Raw genomic sequence first — 24,947 nt, 5'->3', positions numbered from 1 at the left:
GTTAGTCGTGAAAGTGCATGCCGTGCTTGGCCTTGGTGGTTTTCACCGCCTCCAGCACCGCCAGCAGGCAGTCATCACGATAGCGCTCCAGGGCCGAAATGCTGTGGTTGCCCAGTTGCTCGGCGGTACCTTGGACTACGTCATCGATCAGTTTGTCGGTCAGCTCCGGGGCCGGCAGGTAGGTCCAGGGCAGTTGCAGCGCCGGGCCGAACTGGGCCATGAAGTGACGCATGCCGGCGTCGCCTCCGGCCAGGGTGTAGGTGAGGAAGGTGCCCATGAACGACCAGCGCAGGCCGGCGCCAAAGCGGATCGCGTCGTCGATTTCCCCGGTGGTCGCCACCCCGTCATTGACCAGGTGTAAGGCTTCGCGCCACAGGGCTTCGAGCAGACGGTCGGCGATGAAGCCCGGGACTTCCTTGCGCACATGCAAGGGGCGCATCCCCAAGGATTCATAGACCTGGATCGCCGCCTGTATCGCCTCCGGTGCGGTGTGCTGGCCGCCCACCACTTCCACCAGCGGTAGCAGGTACACCGGGTTGAACGGGTGACCCACCACGCAGCGTTGCGGGTGGGTCGAGCCCTCATAGAATTCGCTGGGCAGCAGGCCCGAGGTGCTGGAGCCGATCAGGGCGTCGGGCTTGGCCGCGGCGCTGATCTTGCTGTGCAGTTCCAGCTTGAGTTCCAGGCGCTCGGGAGCGCTTTCCTGGATGAAGTCGGCGTCTTTCACACACTCTTCGATGGTGCTGACAAAGCGCAGGCGCTGTGGCGAGGCTCCGGGGACCAGGCCCTGTTTTTCCAGAGCGCCCCAGGCGTTGGCGACCCGCTGGCGCAGGGCGGCTTCAGCGCCCGGCGCCGGGTCCCAGGCCACCACGTCCAGGCCGTGGGCCAGGGCGCGGGCCACCCAGCCACTGCCGATCACGCCGCTGCCCAGAGCGGCGAAGGTTTTGATGTTGGTGATAAAAGTCATCGCGTCTTCCTGAAAAAAGAGTCTGTAGGTGCTGGCTTGCCAGCGAAGCGCTTGGCGGCCTTGCGGGCCCCTTCGTCGGCAAGCTGGCTGCTACGGGGTCTGATGTGACGGCCTCTTCGCGAGCAAGCTCGCTCCTGCGCAGAGAGGTGGATTGGGGTCAGCCGCGTTGCTTTAGGCCCATTTTCTGGCGGCCCTCGGCCGGGGTCAGGACCCGGGCCCCGAGGCGGCTGAGGATCTCCGTGGCCCGTTCCACCAGTTGGCCGTTGGTGGCGAGCACGCCGCGATCCAGCCACAGGTTGTCCTCCAGGCCGACCCGCACGTTGCCCCCCAGCAGCACCGCTTGCGCGGCCATGGGCATCTGCATGCGGCCGATACCGAAGCCGGCCCAGACCGCATCCGCCGGCAGGTTGTCGACCATGGCCTTCATGGTGGTGGTGTCCGCCGGGGCGCCCCAGGGAATGCCCAGGCACAGTTGGAACAGCGGGTTGTCCAGCAGGCCTTCCTTGATCATCTGCTTGGCGAACCACAGGTGTCCGGTGTCGAAGATTTCCAGCTCGGCTTTCACCCCCAGCTCCTGGATGCGCCTGGCGCCGGCCCGCAGTTGGGCCGGGGTGGACACGTAGATGGTGTCGCCATCGCCGAAGTTGAGGGTGCCGCAGTCCAGGGTGCAGATCTCCGGCAGCAGTTCCTCGACATGGGCCAGGCGGGTCAGCGGCCCGACCAGATCGGTGTTGGGCCCGAACTCCATGGGATGCTCGCCGGCGCCGATCTCCAGGTCGCCGCCCATGCCGGCGGTGAGGTTGACGATGATGTCGATGTCGGCCTCGCGAATGCGCTCCATGACTTCGCGGTACAGCGCGACATCACGGCTGAACTTGCCGCTCGCAGGGTCCCGGACGTGGCAGTGGACCACCGTGGCGCCAGCCTTGGCAGCCTCTACCGCGGCGGCGGCAATCTGCTTCGGGGTGACCGGCACATGGGGGCTCTTGGCGGTCGTGTCGCCAGCACCGGTGAGTGCGCAGGTGATGATGACGTCGTGGTTCATGGTGCGGTTCCTTACAGGCATGTTTGCTGGGGGCGTGGGGTGGCCGTGCGCAGCCCTGGGCGGGCTGCGGGGCGCGAGTGTGGGTGGTTTATTTACTGGTCAGTTGCAGGTGTTCGGCGGCCGGCTTGCCATCGAAGGTGGTCACCCCTTCAAGCCAGCGCTGCTGGTCCTGCGGGTGGTCCTTGAGCCACTGCCGGGCGGACTCCAGGGCGTCCTTGTGCTCCAGCAGCGGCTGCATCATCCGGCTCTCGTCCTCGGCGCTGAAGGTCAGGTTGGTCAGCAGCCGGTGCACGTTCGGGCACTGCTCGGCATAGTTCGGCGCGGTGACGGTCCAGACCGTGGCCTGGCCCTCGTTCGGGCCCAGGGCGTCCTGGCTGCCGCTGAGGTAGGTCATCTTGAAGTTGACGTTCATCGGGTGCGGCGCCCAGCCGAAGAACACGATGGCTTCATTGCGTTTCACCGCCCGGGCCACCGCCGACAACATGCCGGCCTCGCTGGACTCCACCAGCTGGAACTTGCCCAGGCCGAACTGGTTCTTGGCGATCATGTCCTTGATCTGGGTATTGGCTCCCGAGCCGGGTTCGATGCCGTAGATCTTGCCCCCCAGCTCCTTCTGGAACCTGGCGATGTCGGCGAAGGTCTTCAGGCCCTTGTCGGCCAGGTAGGAGGGGACGGCCAGGGTAGCGCGGGCGTCCTTGAGGCTGGGCTCGGCCAGGACCTTGACCTGGTTGGCGTCGACGAACGGGGTGATGGTCTGGGTCATCAGCGGGTTCCAGTAGCCGAGGAACAGGTCCAGGCGCTGGTCGCGGATGCCGGCGAAGATGATCTGCTGCGAGGCGCTGGTCTGCTTGGTCTTGTAACCGAGGCCGTCGAGCAGGACCTGGGTCATGGCGCTGGTGGCGATCACGTCGGTCCAGTTGACCACGCCCAGGCGTACGTTCTGGCAACTGGGGGCGTCGGCGGCCATGGCTCCCGACGTCAGAAAAACGCTACCACTAAGCGCAAGCACACAGCGGCTGATCAGTCGTTTCATGTGGGTTCCCTCGGCAGGTTGTTATTGTCGATCCCGGCGTCTTGGTGCGTCGGTGAGCTCAAGGTACGCAGGCGTCGCCGGCGGTAAACGCACAGCGGCGACCGACTCTTGCACTGCAGCGACCTGGCCCCTTGTGGCAGGGGGGCATTTGGCGTATCACAGGGCCCACGCTGGCCGTCACCGGAGTGCGTTGCATGTCCCAGGACTTCTACTTCCTGCTGATGCCGGGGTTCTCCGCCATCGGTTTCATTTCCGCCATCGAGCCACTGCGGGTAGCCAACCGTTTTCGTGGCGAGCTGTATCGCTGGCATGTGCTCAGCGCCGGCGGCGGCGCGGTGCTGGCCAGCAACGGCATGTCGGTCAATGTCGACGCGGCCCTGGAGCCGCTGAAGAAGGGCGCAACCTTGTGGGTGGTGGCCGGTTTCGAGCCGTTGAAGTGCCTGAGTCCCGCCCTGGAACACTGGCTGCGGCGCCTGGACGTGGAGGGCGTGACTCTCGGGGGGATCGACACTGGCAGCGTGATCCTCGCGGAATCCGGGCTGCTGGAGGGGCACCGGGTGACCCTGCACTGGGAGGCCATCGAGGCGTTCAAGGAATCTTATCCGCAGTTGAGCGTGACCCAGGAGTTGTTCGAGATCGATCGTCGGCGCATCACCTGTGCCGGTGGCACCGCGTCCATCGACATGATGCTCGACCTGATCGCCCAGGCCCACGGCCCGCAACTGGCGATCCAGGTCAGCGAACAGTTCGTCCTGGGGCGCATCCGCCCGCGCAAGGACCACCAGCGCATGGAAGTCGCCAGCCGCTACGGCATCAGCAACAAGAAACTGGTGCAGGTGATCGGCGAGATGGAGCAACACAGCGAGCCGCCCCTGAGCACCCTGGCCCTGGCGGAATCGATCAAGGTCACCCGGCGTCAGCTGGAGCGGCTGTTCCGCCTGCACTTGAACGACACCCCGAGCAACTTCTATCTGGGCCTGCGCCTGGAGAAGGCCCGGCAACTGCTGCGCCAGACCGACATGAGCGTGCTGGAGGTGAGCATCGCCTGCGGGTTTGAGTCGCCGTCCTACTTCACCCGCAGTTACCGCGCGCGTTTTGTGCACTGCCCCCGTGAAGACCGACGCCTGCTGGGGAGCGGCCAGGAGTCGGTTTGACAGGGGTTTATAGTCAATTATACTCGCGGCTATAAATTATAGTCCTGGCAATAATTGAGTATAAAACCATGTCGAAAAACACCGGTTTCGTGTTTCGTCGTCCTGCTCTGGCGCTCAATATTGCCGATGGCCTGGTGGGGTCGGGGATTCAGGATTACAGCTCGGGGCTGTTCCTGGCGGCGCCTCGGCGCACCGGGAAAAGTACCTTTCTGCGCGAGGACCTGCTGCCCGAATGCCAGAGTCGTGGCTGGCTGGCGGTTTATGTCGACCTTTGGGCCAATCGCGAAAAAGACCCCGCCGAGCTGATCGCCGCGGCCATTGCCGGGGCGCTGGTGCCTTTCGAGAAAGGCATTCGCAAACTGGCCAAGTCCCTCGGGGTGGAGAAGCTCAGCTTTCTGCGCACCCTGTCCTGGGATTTCAGCAAGTCCCAGTTGCCCGAAGGCGCGACCCTGACCCACGCCCTGGAGTTGCTCCACAGCGCCACGGGCAAGACGGTGGTCCTGATAATCGACGAGGCCCAGCATGCCTTGAGCTCGGAGGCCGGGTTGAATGCCATGTTCGCGCTCAAGGCGGCCCGGGATCAGCTCAATCAGGGGCGGGACATGGATACCAGCGGCTTGCGGCTGGTGTTCACCGGGTCCAATCGCGACAAGCTGGCCCATCTGGTGCTCAACCGTAACCAGCCGTTCTTTGGTTCGAGCATCACCCCGTTCCCGCTGTTGGGACGGGATTTCACCAAGGCCTACACGGCCCATCTGAACGCTCATCTGGCGCCCACCAACCAGTTCAATGCCGATGATCTGGACCAGGCCTTCGAATGGGTTGGCCGGCGTCCGGAAATGCTGCGCAGCATCATTGGCCAGGTGGCCCTGGAGCTGGGGGAGGCGAGTCAGCTCAACGAGTTGTTGCGCAGCAGCGCCGAGATTCTCCGCGCCGGGGTCTGGAGCGAATTCGAAAGCGCCTGGAACGGTCTGACCCTGTCCCAGCGGGCGGTGCTGGAAGTGATGGTGGAGCGTTCGCGCAACAACCTGCCGTTCGCACCCTTTACCGACGACACCCTGGCGGCGGTGGCCAAGGCGTTGCAGGCCATGGGCAGCGATACGCAACCGGGCACCCAGACGGTGCAAGCCTGTATCGATGCCCTGCGGGAAAAGGAGTTGGTGTGGAAGTCCAGCCGGGGCGCCTATGCCCTGGAAGACAATTCATTCGCCGACTGGCTGCAGCATTATCGGCGCCAACTGTAGCCGCTGCCGCAGGCTGCGAACGGCCCGCAGGGACGCGAGGATCTCAGGCGCGCTGGATGTTTGGCGTTAGACCGCCAAGCAAGGCCCTGCGGTCCTTGTCGCAGCCTCGCCATGGCTCGACAGCGGCTACAGGTTTCGTTGCGAACGGTGAGGATCTTAGGCGCGCTGGATGTTTGGCGTTAGGCCGCCAAGCGAGGCCCTGCGGTCCTTGTCGCAGCCTCGCCATGGCTCGACAGCGGCTACAGGTTTCGTTGCGAGCGGTGAGGATCTTAGGCGCGCTGGATGTTTGGCGTTAGACCGCCAAGCAGGGCCTCAGGATCATTTCTTCAGCAAGGCCGCGCAGGCGGTCTTGTAGGCTTCGTGCTGGTATTTGTTGAGGCTCGCCCCCAGCTCGAAGCCGTGCTTCTTGTGCTGGGCGTTGATGGTTTGCGGCGACAGCAGGGTCACTTCGCAATTATCCAGCAACTGAAGCACGCCTTCGATCTTGAAGGTGGTAGGGCCGCCGGCGAATTCGCCTTTCTTGCTGCGCTTCTTGATGGCGATGCGGGTAATCCCGTGTTCACGGACAAAGGCGTCGATCCGGGCGGCGAAGTCGCGAACGTTGCCCGCGTCATCGTCGTCTTCCAGGGCGATCTTCTTGATGGCCAGCGCCTGGTGGTGCGGTGCGCCGTCTTGCAGGGAGGCGAGGGCGAAGATGGCTTCGCTGCCCTTGATCTCGATACCGCAGATGCTCATGAGTAACCCTTTCAATCGTTGAGTGGGGCGCAGCTTACAGCTCCAGCTGGTCGGCGCGTATACCGAAGACGGCGGCAATTTTTTCCCGGGTGCTCTTGCGGGGTCGGGCCACGCTCAGAACCTTGTCCCTTTGTTGCCCGCGCCAGCGTTACCAGGTCGTGGACTGTCCGCGCCGATCCACTTCGTACACCTTGTGCCGCAGCAGGCGTTCCTTGAGCCAGCGTTCGGCCTTGCCCATCACCCGTTGCCGGGCCCAGAGCAGGTCCACGCCCACCAGCCAGTCGGTGTAGGGATACGCCCCCAGTTGCAGCTCCACCAGCTCGCCCTTGGCCAGTTCACGCTGGATCAGTTGCCGGGGCAGGGTGGCCCAGCCCAGGCCGGCGCGGACCATTTCCAGCAGCGCCAGGTAGTTTTCCGCCTGCCACAGTTGGCTGCAGCGCAGGTACTCGCTGCTGGGCAGCTTGTCGGCGTGGGCGCTGAAGGCCAGGCGCCGATGCCCATGCAGGTCGTCGAAGGTCACGTTGTCCAGCCGGGCCAGGGGATGATCCGGGTGGCAGACGTGCAACATGATCAGCTTGCCCATCTGCTGGAACTCCAGCTCCTGGGGATAGCCCGGTTGCGAAAAGGCGATCCCCAGCACCGCATCGCCTCGGGCCACCAGATCACTGGCATCTCCGGACAGCGGATGACGGATCAGCAGGTCGACATAGGGGAAGGCCTGCTCGAACTCGCGCAAGACCGGCATCAGCGGGCCGTAAGGGGTTTCGATCACGATGGACAACTGCGGCTCCAGCGCTTCCGACAGACAGTCGGCATTGGCTTGCAGGGTCAGGCAGCGCTCCAGCACCGCCTCGGCCTGCAGCAGCATCTTCTTTCCGCTGGCGGTCAGCACCGGGCTGCGGCTGCTGCGGTCGAACAGCTCCACTCCCAGGTCGGCCTCCAGATTGGCGATGGCCACGCTGACCGTGGACTGGGTCTTGCCCAGCTTGCGGGCAGCGGCCGAGAACGAGCCGGTCTGTGCGGCCTGAACGAACATCTGCAGTTGTTCCAGTGAAAAGCGCATCGCGTCTCCCGACCCCAGGACAGGCTTGTCCAATCCATCGTTAAAAACGATGGCTGCTCATTTGTTGCATCGTATTCAAGCACAGATCATGGGCGCCGACGTTCGTACATCCTGCCGGGGCATTGCCCCCGGATGCCTGCCAGAACAACAACAAGAGCTGCACTTTCAGGAGATCTGCGACATGAACATTCCCCGGGTTCACCCAGTGGACGAGGTCCTGCCCGTTCGCCAGTTGTTCACCTTCGGCCTGCAGCATGTGCTGGTGATGTATGCCGGTGCGGTGGCGGTACCGTTGATTCTAGGCAATGCCCTGGGCTTGACTGCGGCCCAGGTGGTTTTGCTGATCAACGCCAACCTGCTGACGTCCGGCGTTGCCACCCTGATCCAGACCCTGGGCTTCTGGCGCTTCGGCGCACGCTTGCCGTTGATCCAGGGCTGCTCCTTCATTGCCCTGGCGCCGATGATCATGATCGGCAAGCAGTTCGGCCTGGCCGAGGTGTTCGGCGCGGTGATCGCCGCCGGGGCCCTGACCATCGCCATGGCTCCGCTGTTCAGCCGTCTGCTGAGGTTCTTTCCACCGGTAGTGATCGGCAGCCTGATCACCATCATCGGCATTTCCCTGATGCCGGCGGCGGCCGTCTGGCTGGGGGGCGGCAACCCCGCTGCCGAGGATTTCGGTGCACCGGCCAACCTGTTGCTGGGGCTGGCCACGGTGGCAGTGACCCTGGTGATCTACGGCAAGTTCTCCGGCTTTATCGGCAACCTCAGTGTGCTGATCGGGCTGCTGGTGGGCAGCCTGATCGCTGCGGCCTGCGGCATGACCCACTTTGCCCAGGTGGGCGAAGCGGCCTGGTTCGAGCTGAGCCCGCCCATGGCCTTCGGGGCTCCGCAATTCTCCCTGATGCCGATCCTGATCATGACCCTGGCGATGCTGGTGATCATGGCCGAGACCACCGGCAACTGCCTGGCCATTGGCAAGCTCACCGGCAAGCCGACCACCCAGCGCACCCTGGGGGACGCCTTCCGCGCCGACGGCCTGTCCACCCTGCTCGGCGGCCTGTTCAACAGCTTCCCCTACAACGCCTTCACCCAGAACACCGGACTGATCGCGCTCTCCAAGATCAAGAGCCGCTTCGTGGTGGCGGCAGCCGGCGCGATCATGGTGCTCATGGGGCTGTTTCCCAAGCTCGGGGCGCTGGTGGCTGCGGTGCCGACCCCGGTACTGGGGGGCTGCGCCATCGTCATGTTCGGCATGACCACCGTGGCCGGCATCCAGGAGCTGTCACGGGTGAGGTTCGAGGGCACTGGCAACGGCATCATCGTCGCCGTGTCGGTCAGTGTCGGCGTGCTGCCGATGTCCTTTCCGGCGTTGTTCGCCCAGGCCCACGGCCCCCTCAAACTGCTGCTGGAAAGCGGCATCTTCCTCGGCGCCCTCACCGCCATCGTGCTCAACCTGCTGCTCAATCCGCGCATGTCTGCGGCCCAAGAGCTGGCCGCCCAGGCCGGGCTTGGTGACTGAAGACTGCTATCAGGCCCGCTTTTTCCCGGCGGGCCCCTGTCCATGAAAAGGAGGTCAAGATGACCCAGGTTCTTTCCCCCATCCCTGCCGGCGTCAGCCAGCTGGACTTGCAACTGCTGCGCCAGAGCATTGAACTGGCCGAAGAGGCCAAGGCCCGCGGCCGCCACCCGTTCGCCGCCCTGGTGGCGGACCGCAACGGCAAGATCATTGCCAGTGCCGGCAACAACTCCATGCCTCCCGAAGGCGACCCGACCCAGCACGCCGAACTCGCCGCTGCCGCCAAGGCCGCAAGGTTCCTGGGCCCCGAGGAGCTGGCCCAGTGCACCCTGTACACCAGCGCCGAGCCCTGCTGCATGTGCGCCGGGGCCATCTACTGGACCGGGATTGGTCGGGTGGTCTACGCCCTGTCCGAACACGCCTTGCTGGCACTGACCGGCGACCACCCGGAAAACCCGACCTTTTCCCTGCCGTGCCGTGAAGTCTTTGCCCGCGGGCAGCGGCAGATCCCGGTGCTGGGGCCGATGCTGGAACACGAAGCGGCCCGGGCCCATGTGGGGTTCTGGAAATGAGTGGCGGGGTGTCCATCCACGTGGTGGATGTCGCCAGCGGCCAGGTGGCCGAAGGCATGGCGGTACGGGTGCGGCGCCTGGGCGGCGAGTGGTTGTGCCAGGGGCGGATCGGCAGCAATGGCCTGTTGGATGGCCTGCCAGCGTGCGCGGCCAGCTTCGGGCCGGGCCTTTACGAGGTGGAACTGGACGTGGCGGCGTTCTATCGCCAGCAAGGACAGGTGCTGCCCACGCAGCCCTTCCTGGATGTGCTGGTCTACCGCTTCGGCCTGGACGACCCGCGCCAGCACTACCACCTGCCGTTCAAGCTCACCGCCTGGGGCGTCTCATGCTTTCGCGGCGGCGCCTGACTCGGCGTTGACCCGGCTTGCAGGAGCGAGCTGGCTCGCGAAACCGTCGCAACCGCCGCACCGGGTTCGGCAGGGCGTTTTTTACGGGCAAGCCCGCTCCTACCAGCGCTAGCGGGTCATTCCTGGGCGATGGACTCGATGAACTCCGAGCGCTCGTCGCTCATCCGTGCCAGGCAATCGTTGGTGGCGATGGTGTAGGCCTTGGTTCCGGGCTTGGCCGGGAAGGATTCCACTGCGCAGTCGGCGTCCCGCTGCTTCTGCCACAGCTGCTGGGCGTTCTTGACCTTGGCGCTGATGTCGGCCAGTTGCGCCTTGTCGTTGCCGTACAGGGTGCCCAGGCGTTCCAGCAGGCTTTGCACGTTGTCGCTCAGCAACTGCTCGGCGGTGGTGCGGTTGTAGGTCGCGCATTCCAGGGTCTGCACGTCGTGTTCCACGCCGTCGCAGGGCGTGCTGTCGGCCTCTTCGGCCGCCTGTACGCCGGTGGCTATCAATATCAAGGCCAGGAAGATCGGTTTCATTGCAGCACTGCCCCTCATCCAGTGAAGCTTTCGTTGAAGCGGCGAATTCTGGCGCAAGCCCCAGGCAAAGAACAGAGGGCGCCATGCCCCCACATCCGGCCCTTTGTCGGGTCTTGACGCTTTCGGCAATTCCCCTGTCGTTTTTGCACCCAGGCGCCCCGGCCCTCAAGCATATGCTGACCCCAAAGCGCCGGCAGACGATTCGGCGCATGAATCGCCAATAAGGGGACAGCCTGATGAGCCCAGCCGAATTACACGCCGACAGCATCGTTATCGACGGGCTGATCATTGCCAAGTGGAACCGCGAGCTGTTCGAGGACATGCGCAAGGGCGGCCTGACCGCAGCCAACTGCACGGTGTCGGTTTGGGAAGGGTTTCAGGCCACGGTCAACAACATTGCCGCCAGCCAGAAACTGATCCGCGAAAACAGCGACCTGGTGATGCCGGTGCGCACCACCGCGGATATCCGCAAGGCCAAGGAAGTGGGCAAGACCGGCATCCTCTTCGGCTTCCAGAATGCCCACGCTTTCGAAGACCAGATCGGCTACGTCGAGGTGTTCAAGCAGCTGGGCGTGGGCATCGTGCAGATGTGCTACAACACCCAGAACCTGGTGGGCACCGGCTGCTACGAGCGTGATGGCGGGCTCTCGGGGTTCGGCCGCGAGATCGTCGCCGAGATGAACCGCGTCGGGGTCATGTGCGACCTGTCCCACGTCGGTTCCAAGACCAGCGAGGAAGTGATCCTCGAATCCAAGAAACCGGTGTGCTACTCCCACTGCCTGCCGTCGGGGCTCAAGGAGCACCCGCGCAACAAGTCCGACGCCGAGCTTAAATTCATTGCCGACCACGGCGGTTTCGTCGGCGTGACCATGTTCGCGCCGTTCCTGGCCAAGGGCATCGATTCGACCATCGACGATTACGCCGAAGCCATCGAATACACCATGAACATCGTCGGTGAGGATTCCATCGGCATCGGCACCGACTTCACCCAGGGCCACGGCCAGGACTTCTTCGAATACCTGACCCACGACAAGGGCTACGCCCGGCGCCTGACCAACTTCGGCAAGATCATCAACCCCCTGGGCATCCGCACCGTGGGCGAGTTCCCCAACCTCACCGAGACCCTGCTCAAGCGCGGCCACAGCGAGCGCGTGGTGCGCAAGATCATGGGCGAGAACTGGGTCAATGTCCTGAAGGACGTCTGGGGCGAATAAGGCCACCCCCCCCCACAGCACATTCCTGTAGCCGCTGCCGCAGGCTGCGATCGGCTCCGAAGGAGACGCGCTGTTGCGGCCCTCGGAAGGCTCTTCGAGCCTTTTCCCAGCCTGCGGCAGCGGCTACAGACGTACTTATCCACAGAATTCCGGAGTTTTGAAACATGGCCAAGATCGCCCCGCAACTGCCTATCGAAGTCGACAGCGAAACCGGTGTCTGGACCTCCGACGCCCTGCCGATGCTCTACGTGCCGCGGCACTTCTTCGTCAACAACCACATGGGCATCGAGGAAGTCCTGGGCGCCGATGCCTACGCCGAGATCCTCTACAAGGCCGGCTACAAGTCCGCCTGGCACTGGTGCGAAAAGGAAGCCGAATGCCACGGCCTGGAAGGCGTCGCGGTGTTCGAGCACTACATGAAGCGGCTGTCCCAGCGCGGCTGGGGGCTGTTCAAGATCCAGGACATCGACCTGGATAAAGGCACCGCCAGCGTCAAGCTCGAACACTCGGCGTTCGTCTACGTCTACGGCAAGGTCGGGCGCAAGGTCGACTACATGTTCACCGGCTGGTTCGCCGGCGCCATGGACCAGATCCTGGCCGCCCGTGGCAGCACGATCCGCACCGTGGCAGAGCAGGTTTACGGTGGTTCCGAAGAAGGCCACGACGATGGCCTGTTCGTCGTCAAACCGTTGTAAGCGGAGTTAAGAAAAATGGCTTTCGAAGCGATGTTCCAGCCGATCCAGATCGGCAAACTGACCATCCGCAACCGTGTGCTGAGCACCGCCCACGCTGAGGTCTATGCCACCGACGGCGGCATGACGACTGAACGGTATGTGAAGTACTACGAAGAAAAGGCCAAGGGCGGCATCGGCCTGGCCATCTGCGGTGGTTCCTCGGTGGTGGCCATCGACAGCCCCCAGGAATGGTGGAGCTCGGTGAACCTGTCCACCGACCGCATCATCCCGCACTTCCAGAACCTGGCCGACGCCATGCACAAGCATGGCGCCAAGATCATGATCCAGATTACCCACATGGGCCGGCGCTCGCGTTGGGACGGCTTCAACTGGCCGACCCTGATGTCGCCGTCCGGGGTGCGCGAGCCGGTGCACCGCGCCACTTGCAAGACCATCGAGCCGGAAGAGATCTGGCGGGTGATCGGCAACTACGCCCAGGCTGCGCGTCGGGCCAAGGCCGGCGGCCTGGACGGCGTCGAACTGTCGGCGGTGCACCAGCACATGATCGACCAGTTCTGGAGCCCGCGGGTCAACAAGCGCACCGACGAATGGGGCGGCACCTTCGAGAAGCGCATGCGCTTCGGCCTGGAAGTGCTCAAGGCGGTGCGCGCTGAAGTGGGCGACGACTTCTGTGTCGGCATGCGCCTGTGCGGCGACGAATTCCACCCGGACGGCCTGTCCCACGAGGACATGAAGCAGATCGCCAAGTATTACGACGACACCGGCATGCTGGACTTCATCGGCGTGGTCGGCTCGGGCTGCGACACCCACAACACCCTGGCCAACGTGATCCCCAACATGAGCTTCCCGCCGGAGCCGTTCCTGCACCTGGCGGCGGGCATCAAGGAAGTGGTCAAGGTCCCGGTGCTGCACGCACAGAACATCAAGGACCCGAACCAGGCCACGCGGATTCTCGAAGGCGGTTACGTCGACATGGTCGGCATGACCCGCGCCCACATGGCCGACCCGCACCTGATTGCCAAGATCAAGATGGGCCAGATCGACCAGATCAAGCAGTGCGTCGGCGCCAACTATTGCATCGACCGCCAGTACCAGGGCCTGGACGTGCTGTGCATCCAGAACGCCGCCACCTCCCGTGAATACATGGGCGTGCCGCACATCATCGAGAAAACCACCGGCATCAAGCGCAAGGTGGTGGTGGTCGGCGCCGGTCCTGCCGGTATGGAAGCCGCTCGCGTGGCGGCCGAACGTGGCCACGACGTGACCCTGTTCGAGAAAAAAGAAGCCATTGGCGGGCAGATCACCACCGCCTCCAAGGCCCCGCAACGGGATCAGATCGCTGGCATTACCCGCTGGTATCAGCTGGAACTGGCGCGCTTGAAAGTCGACCTGCGCCTGGGCACCGCGGCGGACACCGCGACCATCCTCGATCTGCGCCCCGACGTGGTGGTGCTTGCCGTGGGCGGCCATCCGTTCATCGAGCAGAACGAGCACTGGGGCGCCGCCGAAGGGCTGGTGGTCAGCAGCTGGGACATCCTCGACGGCAAGGTGGCGCCGGGCAAGAACGTGCTGGTCTACGACACCATCTGCGAGTTCACCGGTATGTCGGTCACCGACTTCATCGCCGACAAGGGCTCGCAAGTGGAGATCGTCACCGATGACATCAAACCGGGTATCGCCGTCGGCGGCACCTCGTTCCCCACCTACTACCGCAGCCTGTACCCCAAGGAAGTGATCATGACCGGGGACCTGACCCTGGAGAAGGTCTACCGCGAGGGCGACAAACTGGTGGCGGTGCTGGAGAACGAATACACCGGCGCCCGCGAAGAGCGGGTGGTGGACCAGGTGGTGGTGGAAAACGGCGTGCGTCCCGACGAGGAGCTCTACTACGGGCTCAAGGAAGGTTCGCGCAACAAGGGTCAGATCGACGTTGAGGCGCTGTTCGCGATCAAGCCGCAGCCGTGCCTGAGCGAGACGGGGGAGGGCTACCTGTTGTTCCGCATCGGCGACTGCGTATCCCAGCGCAACACCCATGCCGCGATCTACGACGCGCTGCGCCTGTGCAAGGATTTCTAAGCCACCTGTAGCCGCTGCCGCAGGCTGCGATAAGGCCCGAAGGGCCTTCCGGGGCCCTCAAGAGCATCTGTCCTGTGACGCAGTGCCGCCCGGGCGCAGCCTGCGGCAGCGGCTACAACGACCGACCCGGTCTTTGGGAGCTCCACCATGTTGAACACCCTTCTTCCCATTCTGTTGTTCGCCGCCGTTGGCCTTGCGGTCCTCGGCGCGCTGCGGCGCGTGGCCCTGTGGCGCCAGGGGCGAGCCTCCAAGGTCGATCTGCTCGGCGGCCTGCTGGCCATGCCCAAGCGCTACATGGTGGACCTGCACCATGTGGTGGCCCGGGACAAGTACATGGCCAACACCCACGTGGCCACCGCGGGCGGCTTTGTCCTGGCGGCGGTGCTGGCGATCCTGGTGCATGGTTTTGGTCTGCATAACCGCATCCTCGGCTACGCCTTGCTACTGGCCACCACGCTGATGTTCGTTGGCGCGCTGTTCGTCGCCAAACGTCGGCGCAACCCACCGGCACGCCTGTCCAAGGGCCCGTGGATGCGCCTGCCGAAAAGCCTGCTGGCGTTCTCGGTGAGTTTCTTTGTGGTGACCTTGCCGGTGGCGGGCATCCTTCCCGAACACTTCGGTGGCTGGCTGCTGGCGACGATTCTGGCGGTCGGTGTGCTGTGGGGCGTGTCCGAGCTGTTTTTCGGCATGACCTGGGGCGGGCCGATGAAGCACGCCTTCGCTGGCGCCTTGCACCTGGCCTGGCACCGTCGCGCCGAGCGCTTTGGCGGCGGCCGCTCCACCGGCCTCAAGCCGCTGGACCTGGAAGACCCCAGCGCGCCCCTGGGCGTGGAAAAACCCAAGGACTTCACCTGGAACCAGCTGCTGGGCTTCGACGCCTGCGTGCAGTGCGGCAAGTGCGAGGCGGCGTGCCCGGCCTTCGCCGCCGGCCAGCCGCTGAACCCGAAGAAGCTGATTCAGGACATGGTGGTCGGCCTGGCCGGTGGCACCGACGCGCAGTTCGCTGGCAGCCCTTACCCAGGAAAGCCTATCGGCGAACACGGCGGCCATCCGCACCAGCCCATCGTCAACGGCCTGGTGGACGCCGAGACCCTGTGGTCCTGCACCACCTGCCGGGCCTGCGTCGAGGAATGCCCGATGATGATCGAGCACGTCGATGCCATCGTCGACATGCGCCGCCACCTGACCCTGGAAAAGGGCGCGACCCCGAACAAGGGCGCCGAGGTCCTGGAAAACCTCATCGCCACCGACAACCCCGGCGGCTTCAACCCGGGCGGACGGATGAACTGGGCGGCGGACCTGAACCTGTCCCTGCTCAGCGACAAGCAGAGTACCGACGTGCTGTTCTGGGTCGGCGACGGCGCCTTCGACATGCGCAACCAGCGCACCCTGCGGGCCTTCGTCAAGGTGCTCAAGGCGGCCAAGGTGGACTTCGCCGTGCTCGGCCTGGAAGAGCGCGACAGCGGCGATGTGGCCCGGCGCCTGGGGGACGAAGCCACCTTCCAGCTGCTGGCCAAGCGCAATATCCAGACCCTGGCCAAATACCGCTTCAAGCGCATCGTCACCTGCGATCCCCACAGTTTCCATGTGCTGAAGAACGAATACGGCGCCTTCAACGGCCACTATCTGGTGCAGCACCACAGCACCTACCTGGCTGAGCTGATCGACGCCGGTGCACTGAACCTGGGCCAGCACAAGGGCAGCAGCGTGACCTATCACGACCCATGCTACCTGGGGCGCTACAACGGCGAGTACGAAGCGCCGCGCGAAGTGCTGCGGGCCCTGGGCATCGAGATCAAGGAAATGCAGCGCTCGGGCTTCCGTTCCCGTTGCTGTGGCGGTGGCGGCGGGGCGCCGATCACCGACATTCCGGGCAAGCAGCGGATTCCCGACATGCGCATGGAAGACATCCGCGAGACCGGCGCCGAGCTGGTGGCCGTGGGTTGTCCACAGTGCACGGCCATGCTCGAAGGGGTGGTGGAGCCGCGGCCGATGATCAAGGACATCGCCGAACTGGTGGCCGATGCCTTGCTCGAAGACGCCGCCCCGGGCAAAGCCCCGGCGTCGGTGAAACCCGAACCTGCGGAGGTGCATTGATGAGCGAGATTATCCGCCGCGATCCCCGCGCTGAGTGGATCGCCCGCAACCGCCTGCACCCGCTGCATGCGGCCATGCAGCCGGCGCAGCACAGCTGGATGGGGCCCAATGGCCTGATCCGCAAGAACCCCCACGGCATCGGTTTCATCGGCCCCAACGGCCTCAAGCGCATCGACCGCAGCGGCGCCCAGCAGGGCGGCAGTGCCAAGCGCACGGCCGCGGCCGAGGTGCAGTTGCCGCTGCATCAGGTGGCACAACCGGCGTTCTACATCAACGTGGTGCCGGACCTGGTCGGCGGCCGCCTGAGCAGCCACGACCGCGACCTGCTGGGCCTGGCCCGGCAACTGGCGGGCCAGGACGGCGCGGTGCTGGCAGTGGTGTTTGGCGAGCACAAGGAGTCGGCCTTTGCCACCGCGGGCGTCGACCGCCTGCTGGTGCTGCACGGCAGCGAGTTCGACGGTTATGCACCGGAACAACGGGTGCAGGGCCTGCGGGCTGTGGATAACCAGTTCACCCCGCGTCACTGGCTGCTGCCCGACAGCCGCACCGGTGGCGGCGAACTGGGTCGGCGCCTGGCCGCGGCCCTGGGCGAACGCCCGGCGACCCGGGTCTGGCAGGTCAAGGACGGGCAATGCATTGGCCGGGCCGGTGCTGGCCTGCAGGACCTGGCGCGGCCGGCGCCACGGCTGATCCTGGCCGCCGCCGAATGCGCCGAGCCGGTCAGCGAAACCCGCCACGAAGCCTTGCCGGTGGAGTTATCCACAAGCGTGGCCCGCAGCCTGGCACGCATCGAGGATCTGGGCGCGGTGGCGGTGGACCCGGCGGCGATTCCCATGGCCGAGGCCGAATTCATCTTTTCCGGGGGCAACGGGGTCAAGGACTGGCCACTGTTTCACCAGACCGCCGCGGCCCTGGGGGCTACCGAAGGCGCCTCGCGGGTGGCGGTGGACGACGGCTTCATGGCCCGGGATCGGCAAGTGGGGGCCAGTGGCATCTGGGTCACCGCGCGGGTCTATGTGGCGGTGGGGATTTCCGGGGCGATCCAGCACCTGCAGGGTATCGGCGCCTGCGACAAGGTGGTGGCCATCAACCTCGATCCGGGCTGCGACATGATCAAACGCGCCGACTTGTCGGTGATTGGCGACAGCGCGGAAATTCTCAAGGCCTTGATCGCGGCGGTAGCGGCTTACCGCAACGATGCCAAGCGCGATGCGGCTTAAGGGGACGTTATGAACAGCACTGTGATCAGCCTGGTATCGATAGGCGCGCACCCGACCTCCGGCCGTCCACGGCGTGCCGAGCAAGACGCCCGTGCGGTGGAACTGGGCCTGCAACTGGCGGGGGACAAACTGCAGGTGCTGCATGCCGGCGACGTCGCCGAACCGGCCCTGCGTGCTTACCTGGGCATGGGCCTGGAACAGTTGCACGTGCTGGAACAGCCAGCGGGCGCTGATGCCCTGCCGATCCTGACCCAGTACCTGCGCGACGCGGGCGCTCAGATGGTGCTCACCGGCAGCCAGGCAGAAACCGGCGAAGGTTCCGGCATGCTGCCGTTTTTGCTGGCGGAGAACCTGGGTTGGCCGCTGGTGGTGGGACTGGCGCAAGTCGAATCCCTGGCCGATGGCGTGGCCCATGTCCTGCAAGCCTTGCCCCGTGGCCAGCGGCGCCGGCTCAAGGTGCGCCTGCCGTTCCTTGCCACTGTGGATAACGCTGCGCCGAAACCGCGCCAGAGCGCCTATGGCCCGGCGCGCCGTGGTCTGTTGCAGGCGGATCAGGTCGTGGTGGTGGAAGACGAGTTATTCACAGCCTCCAGCCTGCAACCGGCCAAACCCCGGCCCAAGCGCCTGAAAGTGATCAAGGCCAAGAGCGGCGCGGATCGCATGAAGGCCGCCACCGCCAAGGCCAGCGGCGGCACCGGCCAAGTGCTCAAGGGCGTGAGCCCCGAGGCCGGCGCCGAGGCCATTCTCAAGTTGCTCATCGAAGAAGGCGTGGTCCGCTGAGCTCAGGTTTATGCACAGCCCTAGGGCCGTGCACCCACCTCTGGGCACCGCCGTTCGCTGGCAAGCCAGCTCCTACCAGGGACATCGCGCCTGCACCCGCCGTAGGAGCCGGCTTGCCGGCGAAGGGGCCGCTAGGGTTTTACTCACCTCTGGGCATCGTCGTTCCCTGGCAAGCCAGCTCCGACAAGAGTCGCGATGGGTTACTCACAATCCCTGTGTGCGTACCTGTGGATAAGGTGTTCGCGCCTTTCTCAAGCCCTTGTGGAACAAGCTCTGCAGCCGTCTGTTCGAATTTTGATCAGTCTAAGCTGGCGATTTTCATGGCTTTTTTTCCAGGGCAGGGAAGTAGCCGAAGAGACTTTTGCACAGCACTTGCCCCCAAAGTCTGTTGGCGCTTCTGTGGATAAGATGTTCGCTTAGCGCTGCAGGCCCCGTAGAACCTGAGCTTGAATGCTTTGATCAAAAAACATCCAAATACGCTGTTCAGGCTCGATTATTCGGGTAAAGCCTCGATATTTCGCGGCCTCCAAGGGTTTTCCACAGTTGTTGATGCTTCTGACCCCAGTTGCCCCCAAAGTCTGTTGGCTGTTCTGTGGATAAGGTGTTCGCCTTCCTCTACAGGCCTCTGAATACGTGCCTTTCAGAGCTTTGTTCAATAATTGATCAATTGCCGGCAAAACTGCTGTTTTCCCATAAGTCACGGATTTTCTTGGCATTGCCTGCTGAAATATCCCCAGCCCTCGCTCATTTGCCCACAGTTGCTGTGGGCCAAGGTGTGGATAACATGTTCGCGGAAGGCTGCACCCCCTGTAATCCATAGCGTGCACGGCAATAGGTCAAATTTCGTACAGTTCTAATGGCTTTCTTGACAGTGATAGGTGGCCTGTCTTCACTGATGCCACAAGGACTTAGCGGCAACTTATCCACATCCGGCTCAGGGAGTGCAGGCAATGGATTGTCGTTTATCGCAGGTTTATCCGACCGGGGCCCCTCTCCCTAGACGTACCCGTCGCCGTGCCGCCAACCAGCGCGCACGTCTGTAGCCCTGCCCTTCGTTTTGTCCCTTCACTGCTTGTGTTTCAGGCGCCAAGGCCTGCCTGTTCGGCTGCCTGCGCGCTGACGGATGCACCCATTAGAGGCGACCACAGAGTTGCCCCATCAGCCTGAGAGGAACCCCGCCATGACTCGGATCGCGACCCCCATCAGCGAGATCCAGGAACACTACGACGTTGTTGTCATCGGTTCCGGCTACGGAGGTGGCATCGCCGCTTCCCGATTGTCCCGGGCCGGTCGGCGTGTCTGCCTGCTGGAGCGAGGGCGGGAGATCCAGCCGGGCGAGTACCCCAACACCCTGGCCAGCGCCACCGAAGAGCTGCAGGTGCATGACCCCGACGGCCACATCGGCTCGCGCACCGGGCTCTTCGATCTGCACGTCAACGCCCAGCAGAACGTGGTGGTCGGTTGCGGCCTGGGAGGCACCTCGCTGATCAATGCCAACGTCGCCCTGGAGCCCGAACCCGGGGTCTTCGACGACCCGCGCTGGCCCCGGGCGGTGCGCGAGCATCGCGATACCTTGCTCAAGGAGGGCTATGCCCGGGCCCGGGAGATGCTCAAGCCCAATCCCTATCCCGACTCGGCGCCGACCTTGCCCAAGCTCCAGGCCAACCAGAAGTCCGCGGAGTATCTCAAGCAGGGTGCGCACTTCTACAAGCCGCCGATCAACGTGACCTTCGCCAAGCTGCCCAACAACCTCAACCATGTCGGGGTCGAGCAACTGCCGTGCAACCACTGTGGCGACTGTGTCTCGGGCTGTAACAACAAGGCCAAGAACACCACCTTGATGAATTACCTGCCGGACGCCAGCAATCATGGCGCCGAGATTTTCTGCCAGGCCCAAGTGCGCTACCTGGAGCGGGAGGGCGATGGCTGGATCGTGCATTTCCAATACCTGGACAGCGGTCGCGAGAAGTTCTCGGCGCCGACCCTGTTCGTCAAGGCCGACATCGTGGTGCTCAGTGCCGGCACCCTGGGCTCCACGGAAATTCTCCTGCGCTCCAGGGCCAAGGGCCTGTCCACCTCGGACCAGTTGGGTGAGCACATGAGCGGTAACGGCGACATCCTCGGGTTCGGCCACAACTGTGAGCAGACCATCAACGGCATCGGCTTCGGCACCCATTCGGCCAGTGAGCTCAAACCCGTGGGGCCGTGCATCACCTCCATCATCGACATGCGCACCGAAGGCGACTGGCGTAGCCGCATGGTCATCGAGGAGGGGTCGATTCCCGGTGCCCTGGGCCGGGCCATGGTGCCCAGCATGGCGCTGTTTGCCGCGACCCTGGGCAAGGCTACCGACAACAGCCTCAGCGCTCAGTTGGGCTACAAGGAGCGCGAGGCCGAGAGCTTTCTGCGGGGGCCTTATTACGGTGCGCTGCACAACATGCAGACCTACCTGATCATGAGCCATGACGATGGCCGCGGCCGCATGCTGCTGGACGCCAAGGATCAACTGCGCATCGACTGGCCGGGTGTTGGCCAGCAGCCCAATGTGATTCTTGGCAACGAGCGCCTGTACCAGAGCACCAAGGCGCTGGGTGGAGTCTGGGTGGAAAACCCGATCTGGACCAAGCTGCTCAAGCACAGCATCGTTTCGGTGCACCCGCTGGGTGGCTGCGTCATGGGCGAAGACGCCGCTCAGGGGGTGGTCAACCACAAGGGCCAGGTGTTTTGCGGCGCCAGCGGCACCCAGGTCTATCCCGGGTTGTATGTGGCGGACGGCGCGGTGATTCCGACTTCACTGGCGGTCAATCCGCTGCTGACCATCTCGGCGGTCAGCGAGCGCAACATGCGCCTGCTGGCCGAAGATCGCGGCTGGAAGATTGACTACAGCCTGCCCTCGGCCCCCAGCAAGGCGGTGCCGGCGCCGACCCTGGGCGTGCAGTTCACCGAGACCATGAAGGGCTATTTTTCCACGGCCTTCACCCAGCCCCAGGGCACCGATCTGGCGCGCTATCAGGAGGCGGCCAAGCGCGGCGAGGCGCAGAACTCTCCCATCGAGTTCACCCTGACCATCACGGCCAACGACCTCAACCGGATGATCAAGGAGCCCGAGCACGCCGCCACCCTGGTGGGCACCCTGGAGGCTCCGGCGCTGTCGGCTCAGCCCCTGGTGGCCAGCCACGGGGTGTTCAACCTGTTCGAGGAGTTCCAGCAGCAGGTGGGCGTGCGCCACATGAACTACGACATGCGCCTGACCGCCGAGGACGGCAACCAGTACTACTTCAGCGCGTTCAAGACCGTGCCCGAGGATCACGGCGTGCTGAACATCTGGCCCGACACCAGCACCCTGTACGTGACCCTGTACCGCGGCCAGGACAAGAGCGGCCCGGTGCTGGGCTCCGGGGTGATGCACATCCTGCCGGCGGACTTCGCCAGGCAGATGACCACCATGAAGGTGCTCAATGCGCGCAACGAGCGTGAGCGTATCGAGGCCCTGGCGCGCTTCGGCAAGTTCTTCGCCGGGATTCTGTGGGAGAGCTACGGCGGCGTGTTCGCCGGAGACATCTACTTCAACCCCGACGCACCGCCGCGGACCAAACGGCCCCTGGATGCGCCGGTGCCCACGGTGCAGTTCTTCGAGACCGAAGACCGGGTGCAGCTGCGCCTGACCCGCTACCAGGCGGGCAGCAAAGGCCCGGTGATGCTGGTGCACGGGCTGGGCGTGGGCTCCAACATCTTCTCCACCGACACCATCCAGACCAACCTGCTGGAGTACCTGTGCAAGCACGACTATGACGTCTGGCTCCTGGATTTCCGGGTCAGCATCCTGTTGCCGGCGAGCAAGCGCGAATGCAATGGCGACCAGATCGCGGCCTATGATTTCAAGGCCGCCATCGGCCAGATCAAGCAGGCGACCGGGGCCCGTGACGTGCAATGCGTGGTGCATTGCTACGGCGCCACGACCTTCTTCATGTCGCTGCTGGCGGGCCTGAAGGACGTGCGCTCGGTGGTCTGCTCGCAGATTGCCGCCGATACCGTGGTGGCCACCGCCACCGGGATCAAGGCCGGATTGCACCTGCCGGGCATGCTCGACGCCATCGGCATCAAGTCCCTGACGGCCTACGCCGACAGCAAGGAAAGCCTGTTCAACCGCCTCTACGACACGGCGCTCAATGGCTACGCGCGGATCGAGGCCCAGGGTTACTGCACCAATCCGGTGTGCCACCGCATCACCTTCATGTACGCCTCGCTGTACCGTCACGACACCCTCAACCAGACCCTGCACGACAACCTGCACGAGCTGTTCGGCGCCTCGAATATCGAGACCTTCGAGCATCTGGCACTGATCTGTCGCAAGGGGCACCTGGTGGACTTCAAGGGGCGTGACGTCTACATGCCGCATTTCGATCGGCTGAAATTGCCCATCTGCTTTATCAGCGGCGCCGACAACCAGTGCTACCTGCCGCTAAGCACGCAGAAGACCTATGAACGCCTGTGCCAACTCCATGGCCCCGAATTGTTCAGCCGCCACGTGGTGCCGGGTTACGGACACATCGACTGCATCTTCGGCAAGAACGCGGTGGTCGATGTGTACCCGCTGATCCTCGCGCACCTGGACAAGACCGCCCGGGGCTGACCCAGGCCAGCCCGCGGCAAGATCGCCGCGGGCCCGCGCCAGATCAGGCAACAGGCACCGCAGCACGCGCGCTTGGAGGCCAAGTGCAGGCTGCGGCGGCCGCTACACATGGATGCAGGGAAGGTTGATATGAACGCTTATATCCGCTGGTTCCAACGCTTCATCTGGCTGGGCATCGCCATGAACATGGTGTTCGCCCTGCCGGCGCTGTTTGCCCCGGCGCTGCTGACCGCGGTGGTCGGCCTGCCGCCGGTGCTGTCGGACCCCTGGCTGGAAAACACCGGCATGCTGCTGGTGGGCATCAGCCTGTTCTACATGCCTTCGGGCTGCAACGCGCCGCGCTTCGTGGTGCATTCCTGGCTGTGCGTGCTGTCGCGGCTGATCGCCGTGGCGTTCTGGATCTACCTGATCAATACCAGCAACCAGGCCCAGGTGTTCGTGCCCATGCTGATGGGCGACCTCAGCATGTTCCTGATCCTCGGCATCCTGCTGTACCTGGGCAGTGCCCCGGCCAACCGGCCCTGGGCCCTGCTCTGTGCCGGGCTGCACGACTGGCGCCAGTACTGGGCCGCCTGCTGGAAGCGCCACAGCTTTCGCGTGGGCAGCCTGGTCCTGCTGCTGGTCCTGGGGGTGGTCGGTTATGCCACGTGGGTCAACATGATTCGCGAGGTGCCCCAGCCGCCGGAAGCCTCGGACGAGGATCACTTCAAGTACGCCGCCATCGGCCTGGGGATCGAAGCACGGATTCCTTACTACCTGTTTGCCGTGCTGCCGCAGATGTGCCCGGAAAAACTCCCGCGCCCCGGCGGTTACGAGGTCTTCGGCTTCCTCTACGAGAACGGCCGGGACCTGCCGGTGGGCATGGCCAAGCGGCAGTTGGGCTACCCCACGGTGGAGCCCAACTGCGCCCTGTGCCACACCGGTGCCTACCGGGCCAGCGCCAGCGATGTGTCCCAGGTGGTGCCCACTGCACCGGCCAACCTGATGCAGCTCCAGGCCTTCCAGTGGTTCGCCTACGATTGCGCCAGCGATCCGAAATTCACCGTGGATGCGCTGATGAACGCGATCAATGCCAAGTTCCAGCTGGGCTTTGTCGAACGCCTGTACAACCGCTACCTGATCATGCCCATGGCCAAGAGCGCGCTGCTCAAGCAGAAGCAGGCCTATGCCTGGCAGAAGCTGCGGCCGCCGCAAGGGCCGGGGCGCACCGACACCTTCAACCCGACCAAGATGGTGGTGTTCGGCTTCCCCGACGACTCCACCATCGGCACCGTGGACCTGCCGCAGATCTGGAACCAGAAGCCGCGGGAATCGATGTACCTGCACTGGGACGGCAACAACAACCAGATCCGCGAGCGCAACTACGCGGCGGCGATGGCGGTGGGCGCGACCCCGCAATCGGTGCTGCCTGAGAGCTTCAACCGGGCCACCAACTGGCTGCTGGGGCACAAACCGCCGGCTTGGCCGTTCGCCCTCGATCAGGCCAAGGTGGCCCAGGGCAAGCCGCTGTGGGAGGCCAACTGTGCCGGTTGCCATGACTTCGGCAAGGCCGACACCGGCCAGGTCACGACCAATATCCAGACGCTGGGCACCGATCCCCACCGCCTGGACTCCTTCACCACCGGCCTGGTGCAAGCCTTCCATGGGTTCAAGAAGCCGCCTTTCGACTTCGGTGCCTATCGCAAGACCCAGAGCTACAGCAACACCCCCACCGACGGCATCTGGCTGCGCGCGCCGTACCTGCACAACGGCTCGGTGCCCAGCCTCTGGGACCTGTTGCAGGCCCCGGAACTGCGGCCCCAGGTGTTCTACACCGGCTCGGACGTGTATGACCCGCAGAAGGTCGGTTTCATCACCAGTGGCGCGGCGGTCCAGGGGCCGGGCTCCTTCAAGTACGACACCCATCTGGAGGGCAACAGCAACAGCGGCCATCTGTACGGCACGCAGCTTTCCGCAGAGCAGAAGTGGCAGTTGATCGAATACATGAAGACCCTGTGACGCCCGTTCGGCGTTTGGGCAAAGGGACCATCAAGAGGGA

General features: G+C 64.4%; 19 protein-coding genes and 1 pseudogene. 13 read left to right on the top strand and 7 right to left on the bottom strand.

The window, feature by feature from the left end:
* Position 1: 1 nt before the first annotated feature.
* The 3 genes from DWF74_RS13365 to DWF74_RS13355 all read right to left on the bottom strand — a co-directional run bounded on the left by DWF74_RS13365 (position 2) and on the right by DWF74_RS13355 (position 3,045).
* Positions 2-967, bottom strand: coding sequence for an L-carnitine dehydrogenase (locus DWF74_RS13365; RefSeq protein ID WP_115581117.1), 966 nt, complete (start codon positions 965-967; stop codon positions 2-4).
* Between the two features lie 157 nt (positions 968-1,124).
* The gene (locus DWF74_RS13360) at positions 1,125-2,012 is read right to left on the bottom strand and encodes a 3-keto-5-aminohexanoate cleavage protein (RefSeq protein WP_102862009.1); all 888 of its coding nucleotides are present in this window, start codon (positions 2,010-2,012) and stop codon (positions 1,125-1,127) included.
* An 88-nt stretch (positions 2,013-2,100) separates the two neighbouring features.
* Positions 2,101-3,045: a choline ABC transporter substrate-binding protein gene (locus tag DWF74_RS13355; RefSeq protein ID WP_102881109.1), complete on the bottom strand. Its 945-nt coding sequence runs from the start codon at positions 3,043-3,045 to the stop codon at positions 2,101-2,103.
* Between the two features lie 194 nt (positions 3,046-3,239).
* Here DWF74_RS13355 and DWF74_RS13350 point away from each other — a divergent pair, with 194 nt between their 5' ends.
* A complete protein-coding gene (locus tag DWF74_RS13350; RefSeq protein ID WP_115581116.1) occupies positions 3,240-4,199 on the top strand; it encodes a GlxA family transcriptional regulator in 960 nt (319 codons plus the stop codon).
* A 68-nt stretch (positions 4,200-4,267) separates the two neighbouring features.
* The gene (locus tag DWF74_RS13345) at positions 4,268-5,443 is read left to right on the top strand and encodes an AAA family ATPase (protein WP_115581115.1); all 1,176 of its coding nucleotides are present in this window, start codon (positions 4,268-4,270) and stop codon (positions 5,441-5,443) included.
* A 318-nt stretch (positions 5,444-5,761) separates the two neighbouring features.
* Here DWF74_RS13345 and DWF74_RS13340 read toward each other — a convergent pair whose 3' ends face one another.
* From DWF74_RS13340 to DWF74_RS13330, 3 genes and pseudogenes are all read right to left on the bottom strand, one after another.
* Positions 5,762-6,178: a DUF3010 family protein gene (locus DWF74_RS13340; RefSeq protein WP_102862005.1), complete on the bottom strand. Its 417-nt coding sequence runs from the start codon at positions 6,176-6,178 to the stop codon at positions 5,762-5,764.
* 34 nt (positions 6,179-6,212) lie between these two features.
* Positions 6,213-6,293: pseudogene (locus tag DWF74_RS13335) on the bottom strand (helix-turn-helix domain-containing protein); the annotation flags it as partial.
* A 33-nt stretch (positions 6,294-6,326) separates the two neighbouring features.
* Positions 6,327-7,241, bottom strand: coding sequence for a LysR family transcriptional regulator (locus tag DWF74_RS13330; RefSeq protein ID WP_115581114.1), 915 nt, complete (start codon positions 7,239-7,241; stop codon positions 6,327-6,329).
* Positions 7,242-7,422: 181 nt separating this feature from the next.
* Between DWF74_RS13330 and DWF74_RS13325 the strand changes: the two genes are divergently transcribed.
* The 3 genes from DWF74_RS13325 to DWF74_RS13315 are packed head-to-tail and all read left to right on the top strand — an operon-like array spanning position 7,423 to position 9,676.
* On the top strand, positions 7,423-8,760 hold the full coding sequence (locus DWF74_RS13325; RefSeq protein ID WP_115581113.1) for a nucleobase:cation symporter-2 family protein: 1,338 nt from the start codon (positions 7,423-7,425) through the stop codon (positions 8,758-8,760).
* A gap of 59 nt (positions 8,761-8,819) precedes the next feature.
* Positions 8,820-9,329, top strand: a complete 510-nt coding sequence (locus tag DWF74_RS13320; RefSeq protein WP_115581112.1) for a nucleoside deaminase — start codon at positions 8,820-8,822, stop codon at positions 9,327-9,329.
* Between the two features lie 8 nt (positions 9,330-9,337).
* Positions 9,338-9,676, top strand: coding sequence for a hydroxyisourate hydrolase (locus DWF74_RS13315; protein WP_180988538.1), 339 nt, complete (start codon positions 9,338-9,340; stop codon positions 9,674-9,676).
* A 116-nt stretch (positions 9,677-9,792) separates the two neighbouring features.
* On the opposite strand, the gene DWF74_RS13310 is transcribed toward DWF74_RS13315, so the two are convergent.
* Positions 9,793-10,194, bottom strand: a complete 402-nt coding sequence (locus DWF74_RS13310) for a lysozyme inhibitor LprI family protein (protein ID WP_102862000.1) — start codon at positions 10,192-10,194, stop codon at positions 9,793-9,795.
* Positions 10,195-10,430: 236 nt separating this feature from the next.
* Here DWF74_RS13310 and DWF74_RS13305 point away from each other — a divergent pair, with 236 nt between their 5' ends.
* From DWF74_RS13305 to DWF74_RS13270, 8 genes are all read left to right on the top strand, one after another.
* Positions 10,431-11,408: a dipeptidase gene (locus tag DWF74_RS13305; RefSeq protein ID WP_060842023.1), complete on the top strand. Its 978-nt coding sequence runs from the start codon at positions 10,431-10,433 to the stop codon at positions 11,406-11,408.
* A 164-nt stretch (positions 11,409-11,572) separates the two neighbouring features.
* Positions 11,573-12,103: a 4-vinyl reductase gene (locus DWF74_RS13300; RefSeq protein ID WP_115581111.1), complete on the top strand. Its 531-nt coding sequence runs from the start codon at positions 11,573-11,575 to the stop codon at positions 12,101-12,103.
* A gap of 15 nt (positions 12,104-12,118) precedes the next feature.
* Entirely contained in the window at positions 12,119-14,179 is a 2,061-nt protein-coding gene (gene dgcA, locus DWF74_RS13295; protein WP_102861997.1) for a dimethylglycine demethylation protein DgcA, read from the top strand.
* A gap of 147 nt (positions 14,180-14,326) precedes the next feature.
* Positions 14,327-16,276, top strand: coding sequence for a dimethylglycine demethylation protein DgcB (gene dgcB, locus DWF74_RS13290; protein WP_115581110.1), 1,950 nt, complete (start codon positions 14,327-14,329; stop codon positions 16,274-16,276).
* Positions 16,276-17,496, top strand: coding sequence for an electron transfer flavoprotein subunit alpha/FixB family protein (locus DWF74_RS13285; protein WP_115581109.1), 1,221 nt, complete (start codon positions 16,276-16,278; stop codon positions 17,494-17,496). The genes dgcB and DWF74_RS13285 overlap by 1 nt, the downstream gene beginning before the upstream one ends.
* Before the next feature lie 9 nt (positions 17,497-17,505).
* Positions 17,506-18,276 (top strand): electron transfer flavoprotein subunit beta, encoded by a 771-nt coding sequence (locus DWF74_RS13280; RefSeq protein WP_102861994.1) that lies wholly within the window; start codon positions 17,506-17,508, stop codon positions 18,274-18,276.
* A gap of 1,180 nt (positions 18,277-19,456) precedes the next feature.
* On the top strand, positions 19,457-22,909 hold the full coding sequence (locus tag DWF74_RS13275) for a GMC oxidoreductase (protein ID WP_115581108.1): 3,453 nt from the start codon (positions 19,457-19,459) through the stop codon (positions 22,907-22,909).
* 129 nt (positions 22,910-23,038) lie between these two features.
* Complete coding sequence (locus tag DWF74_RS13270) at positions 23,039-24,907, top strand: hypothetical protein (protein WP_115581107.1); 1,869 nt, start codon at positions 23,039-23,041, stop codon at positions 24,905-24,907.
* The last annotated feature ends 40 nt before the right edge of the window (positions 24,908-24,947 follow it).

Source organism: Pseudomonas protegens (assembly GCF_003363755.1).
GTDB lineage: Bacteria > Pseudomonadota > Gammaproteobacteria > Pseudomonadales > Pseudomonadaceae > Aquipseudomonas > Aquipseudomonas danubii.
Note: the sequence above shows the minus strand (reverse complement) of the source record. Positions and strands in the feature narration are given on the sequence as shown.

Coding starts and splice junctions, on each gene's coding strand:
- DWF74_RS13365 (WP_115581117.1), bottom strand. CDS start 967: ATGACTTTTATCACCAACATCAAAACCTTCGCCGCTCTGGGCAGCGGC.
- DWF74_RS13360 (WP_102862009.1), bottom strand. CDS start 2,012: ATGAACCACGACGTCATCATCACCTGCGCACTCACCGGTGCTGGCGAC.
- DWF74_RS13355 (WP_102881109.1), bottom strand. CDS start 3,045: ATGAAACGACTGATCAGCCGCTGTGTGCTTGCGCTTAGTGGTAGCGTT.
- DWF74_RS13350 (WP_115581116.1), top strand. CDS start 3,240: ATGTCCCAGGACTTCTACTTCCTGCTGATGCCGGGGTTCTCCGCCATC.
- DWF74_RS13345 (WP_115581115.1), top strand. CDS start 4,268: ATGTCGAAAAACACCGGTTTCGTGTTTCGTCGTCCTGCTCTGGCGCTC.
- DWF74_RS13340 (WP_102862005.1), bottom strand. CDS start 6,178: ATGAGCATCTGCGGTATCGAGATCAAGGGCAGCGAAGCCATCTTCGCC.
- DWF74_RS13330 (WP_115581114.1), bottom strand. CDS start 7,241: ATGCGCTTTTCACTGGAACAACTGCAGATGTTCGTTCAGGCCGCACAG.
- DWF74_RS13325 (WP_115581113.1), top strand. CDS start 7,423: ATGAACATTCCCCGGGTTCACCCAGTGGACGAGGTCCTGCCCGTTCGC.
- DWF74_RS13320 (WP_115581112.1), top strand. CDS start 8,820: ATGACCCAGGTTCTTTCCCCCATCCCTGCCGGCGTCAGCCAGCTGGAC.
- DWF74_RS13310 (WP_102862000.1), bottom strand. CDS start 10,194: ATGAAACCGATCTTCCTGGCCTTGATATTGATAGCCACCGGCGTACAG.
- DWF74_RS13305 (WP_060842023.1), top strand. CDS start 10,431: ATGAGCCCAGCCGAATTACACGCCGACAGCATCGTTATCGACGGGCTG.
- DWF74_RS13300 (WP_115581111.1), top strand. CDS start 11,573: ATGGCCAAGATCGCCCCGCAACTGCCTATCGAAGTCGACAGCGAAACC.
- dgcA (WP_102861997.1), top strand. CDS start 12,119: ATGGCTTTCGAAGCGATGTTCCAGCCGATCCAGATCGGCAAACTGACC.
- dgcB (WP_115581110.1), top strand. CDS start 14,327: ATGTTGAACACCCTTCTTCCCATTCTGTTGTTCGCCGCCGTTGGCCTT.
- DWF74_RS13285 (WP_115581109.1), top strand. CDS start 16,276: ATGAGCGAGATTATCCGCCGCGATCCCCGCGCTGAGTGGATCGCCCGC.
- DWF74_RS13280 (WP_102861994.1), top strand. CDS start 17,506: ATGAACAGCACTGTGATCAGCCTGGTATCGATAGGCGCGCACCCGACC.
- DWF74_RS13275 (WP_115581108.1), top strand. CDS start 19,457: ATGACTCGGATCGCGACCCCCATCAGCGAGATCCAGGAACACTACGAC.
- DWF74_RS13270 (WP_115581107.1), top strand. CDS start 23,039: ATGAACGCTTATATCCGCTGGTTCCAACGCTTCATCTGGCTGGGCATC.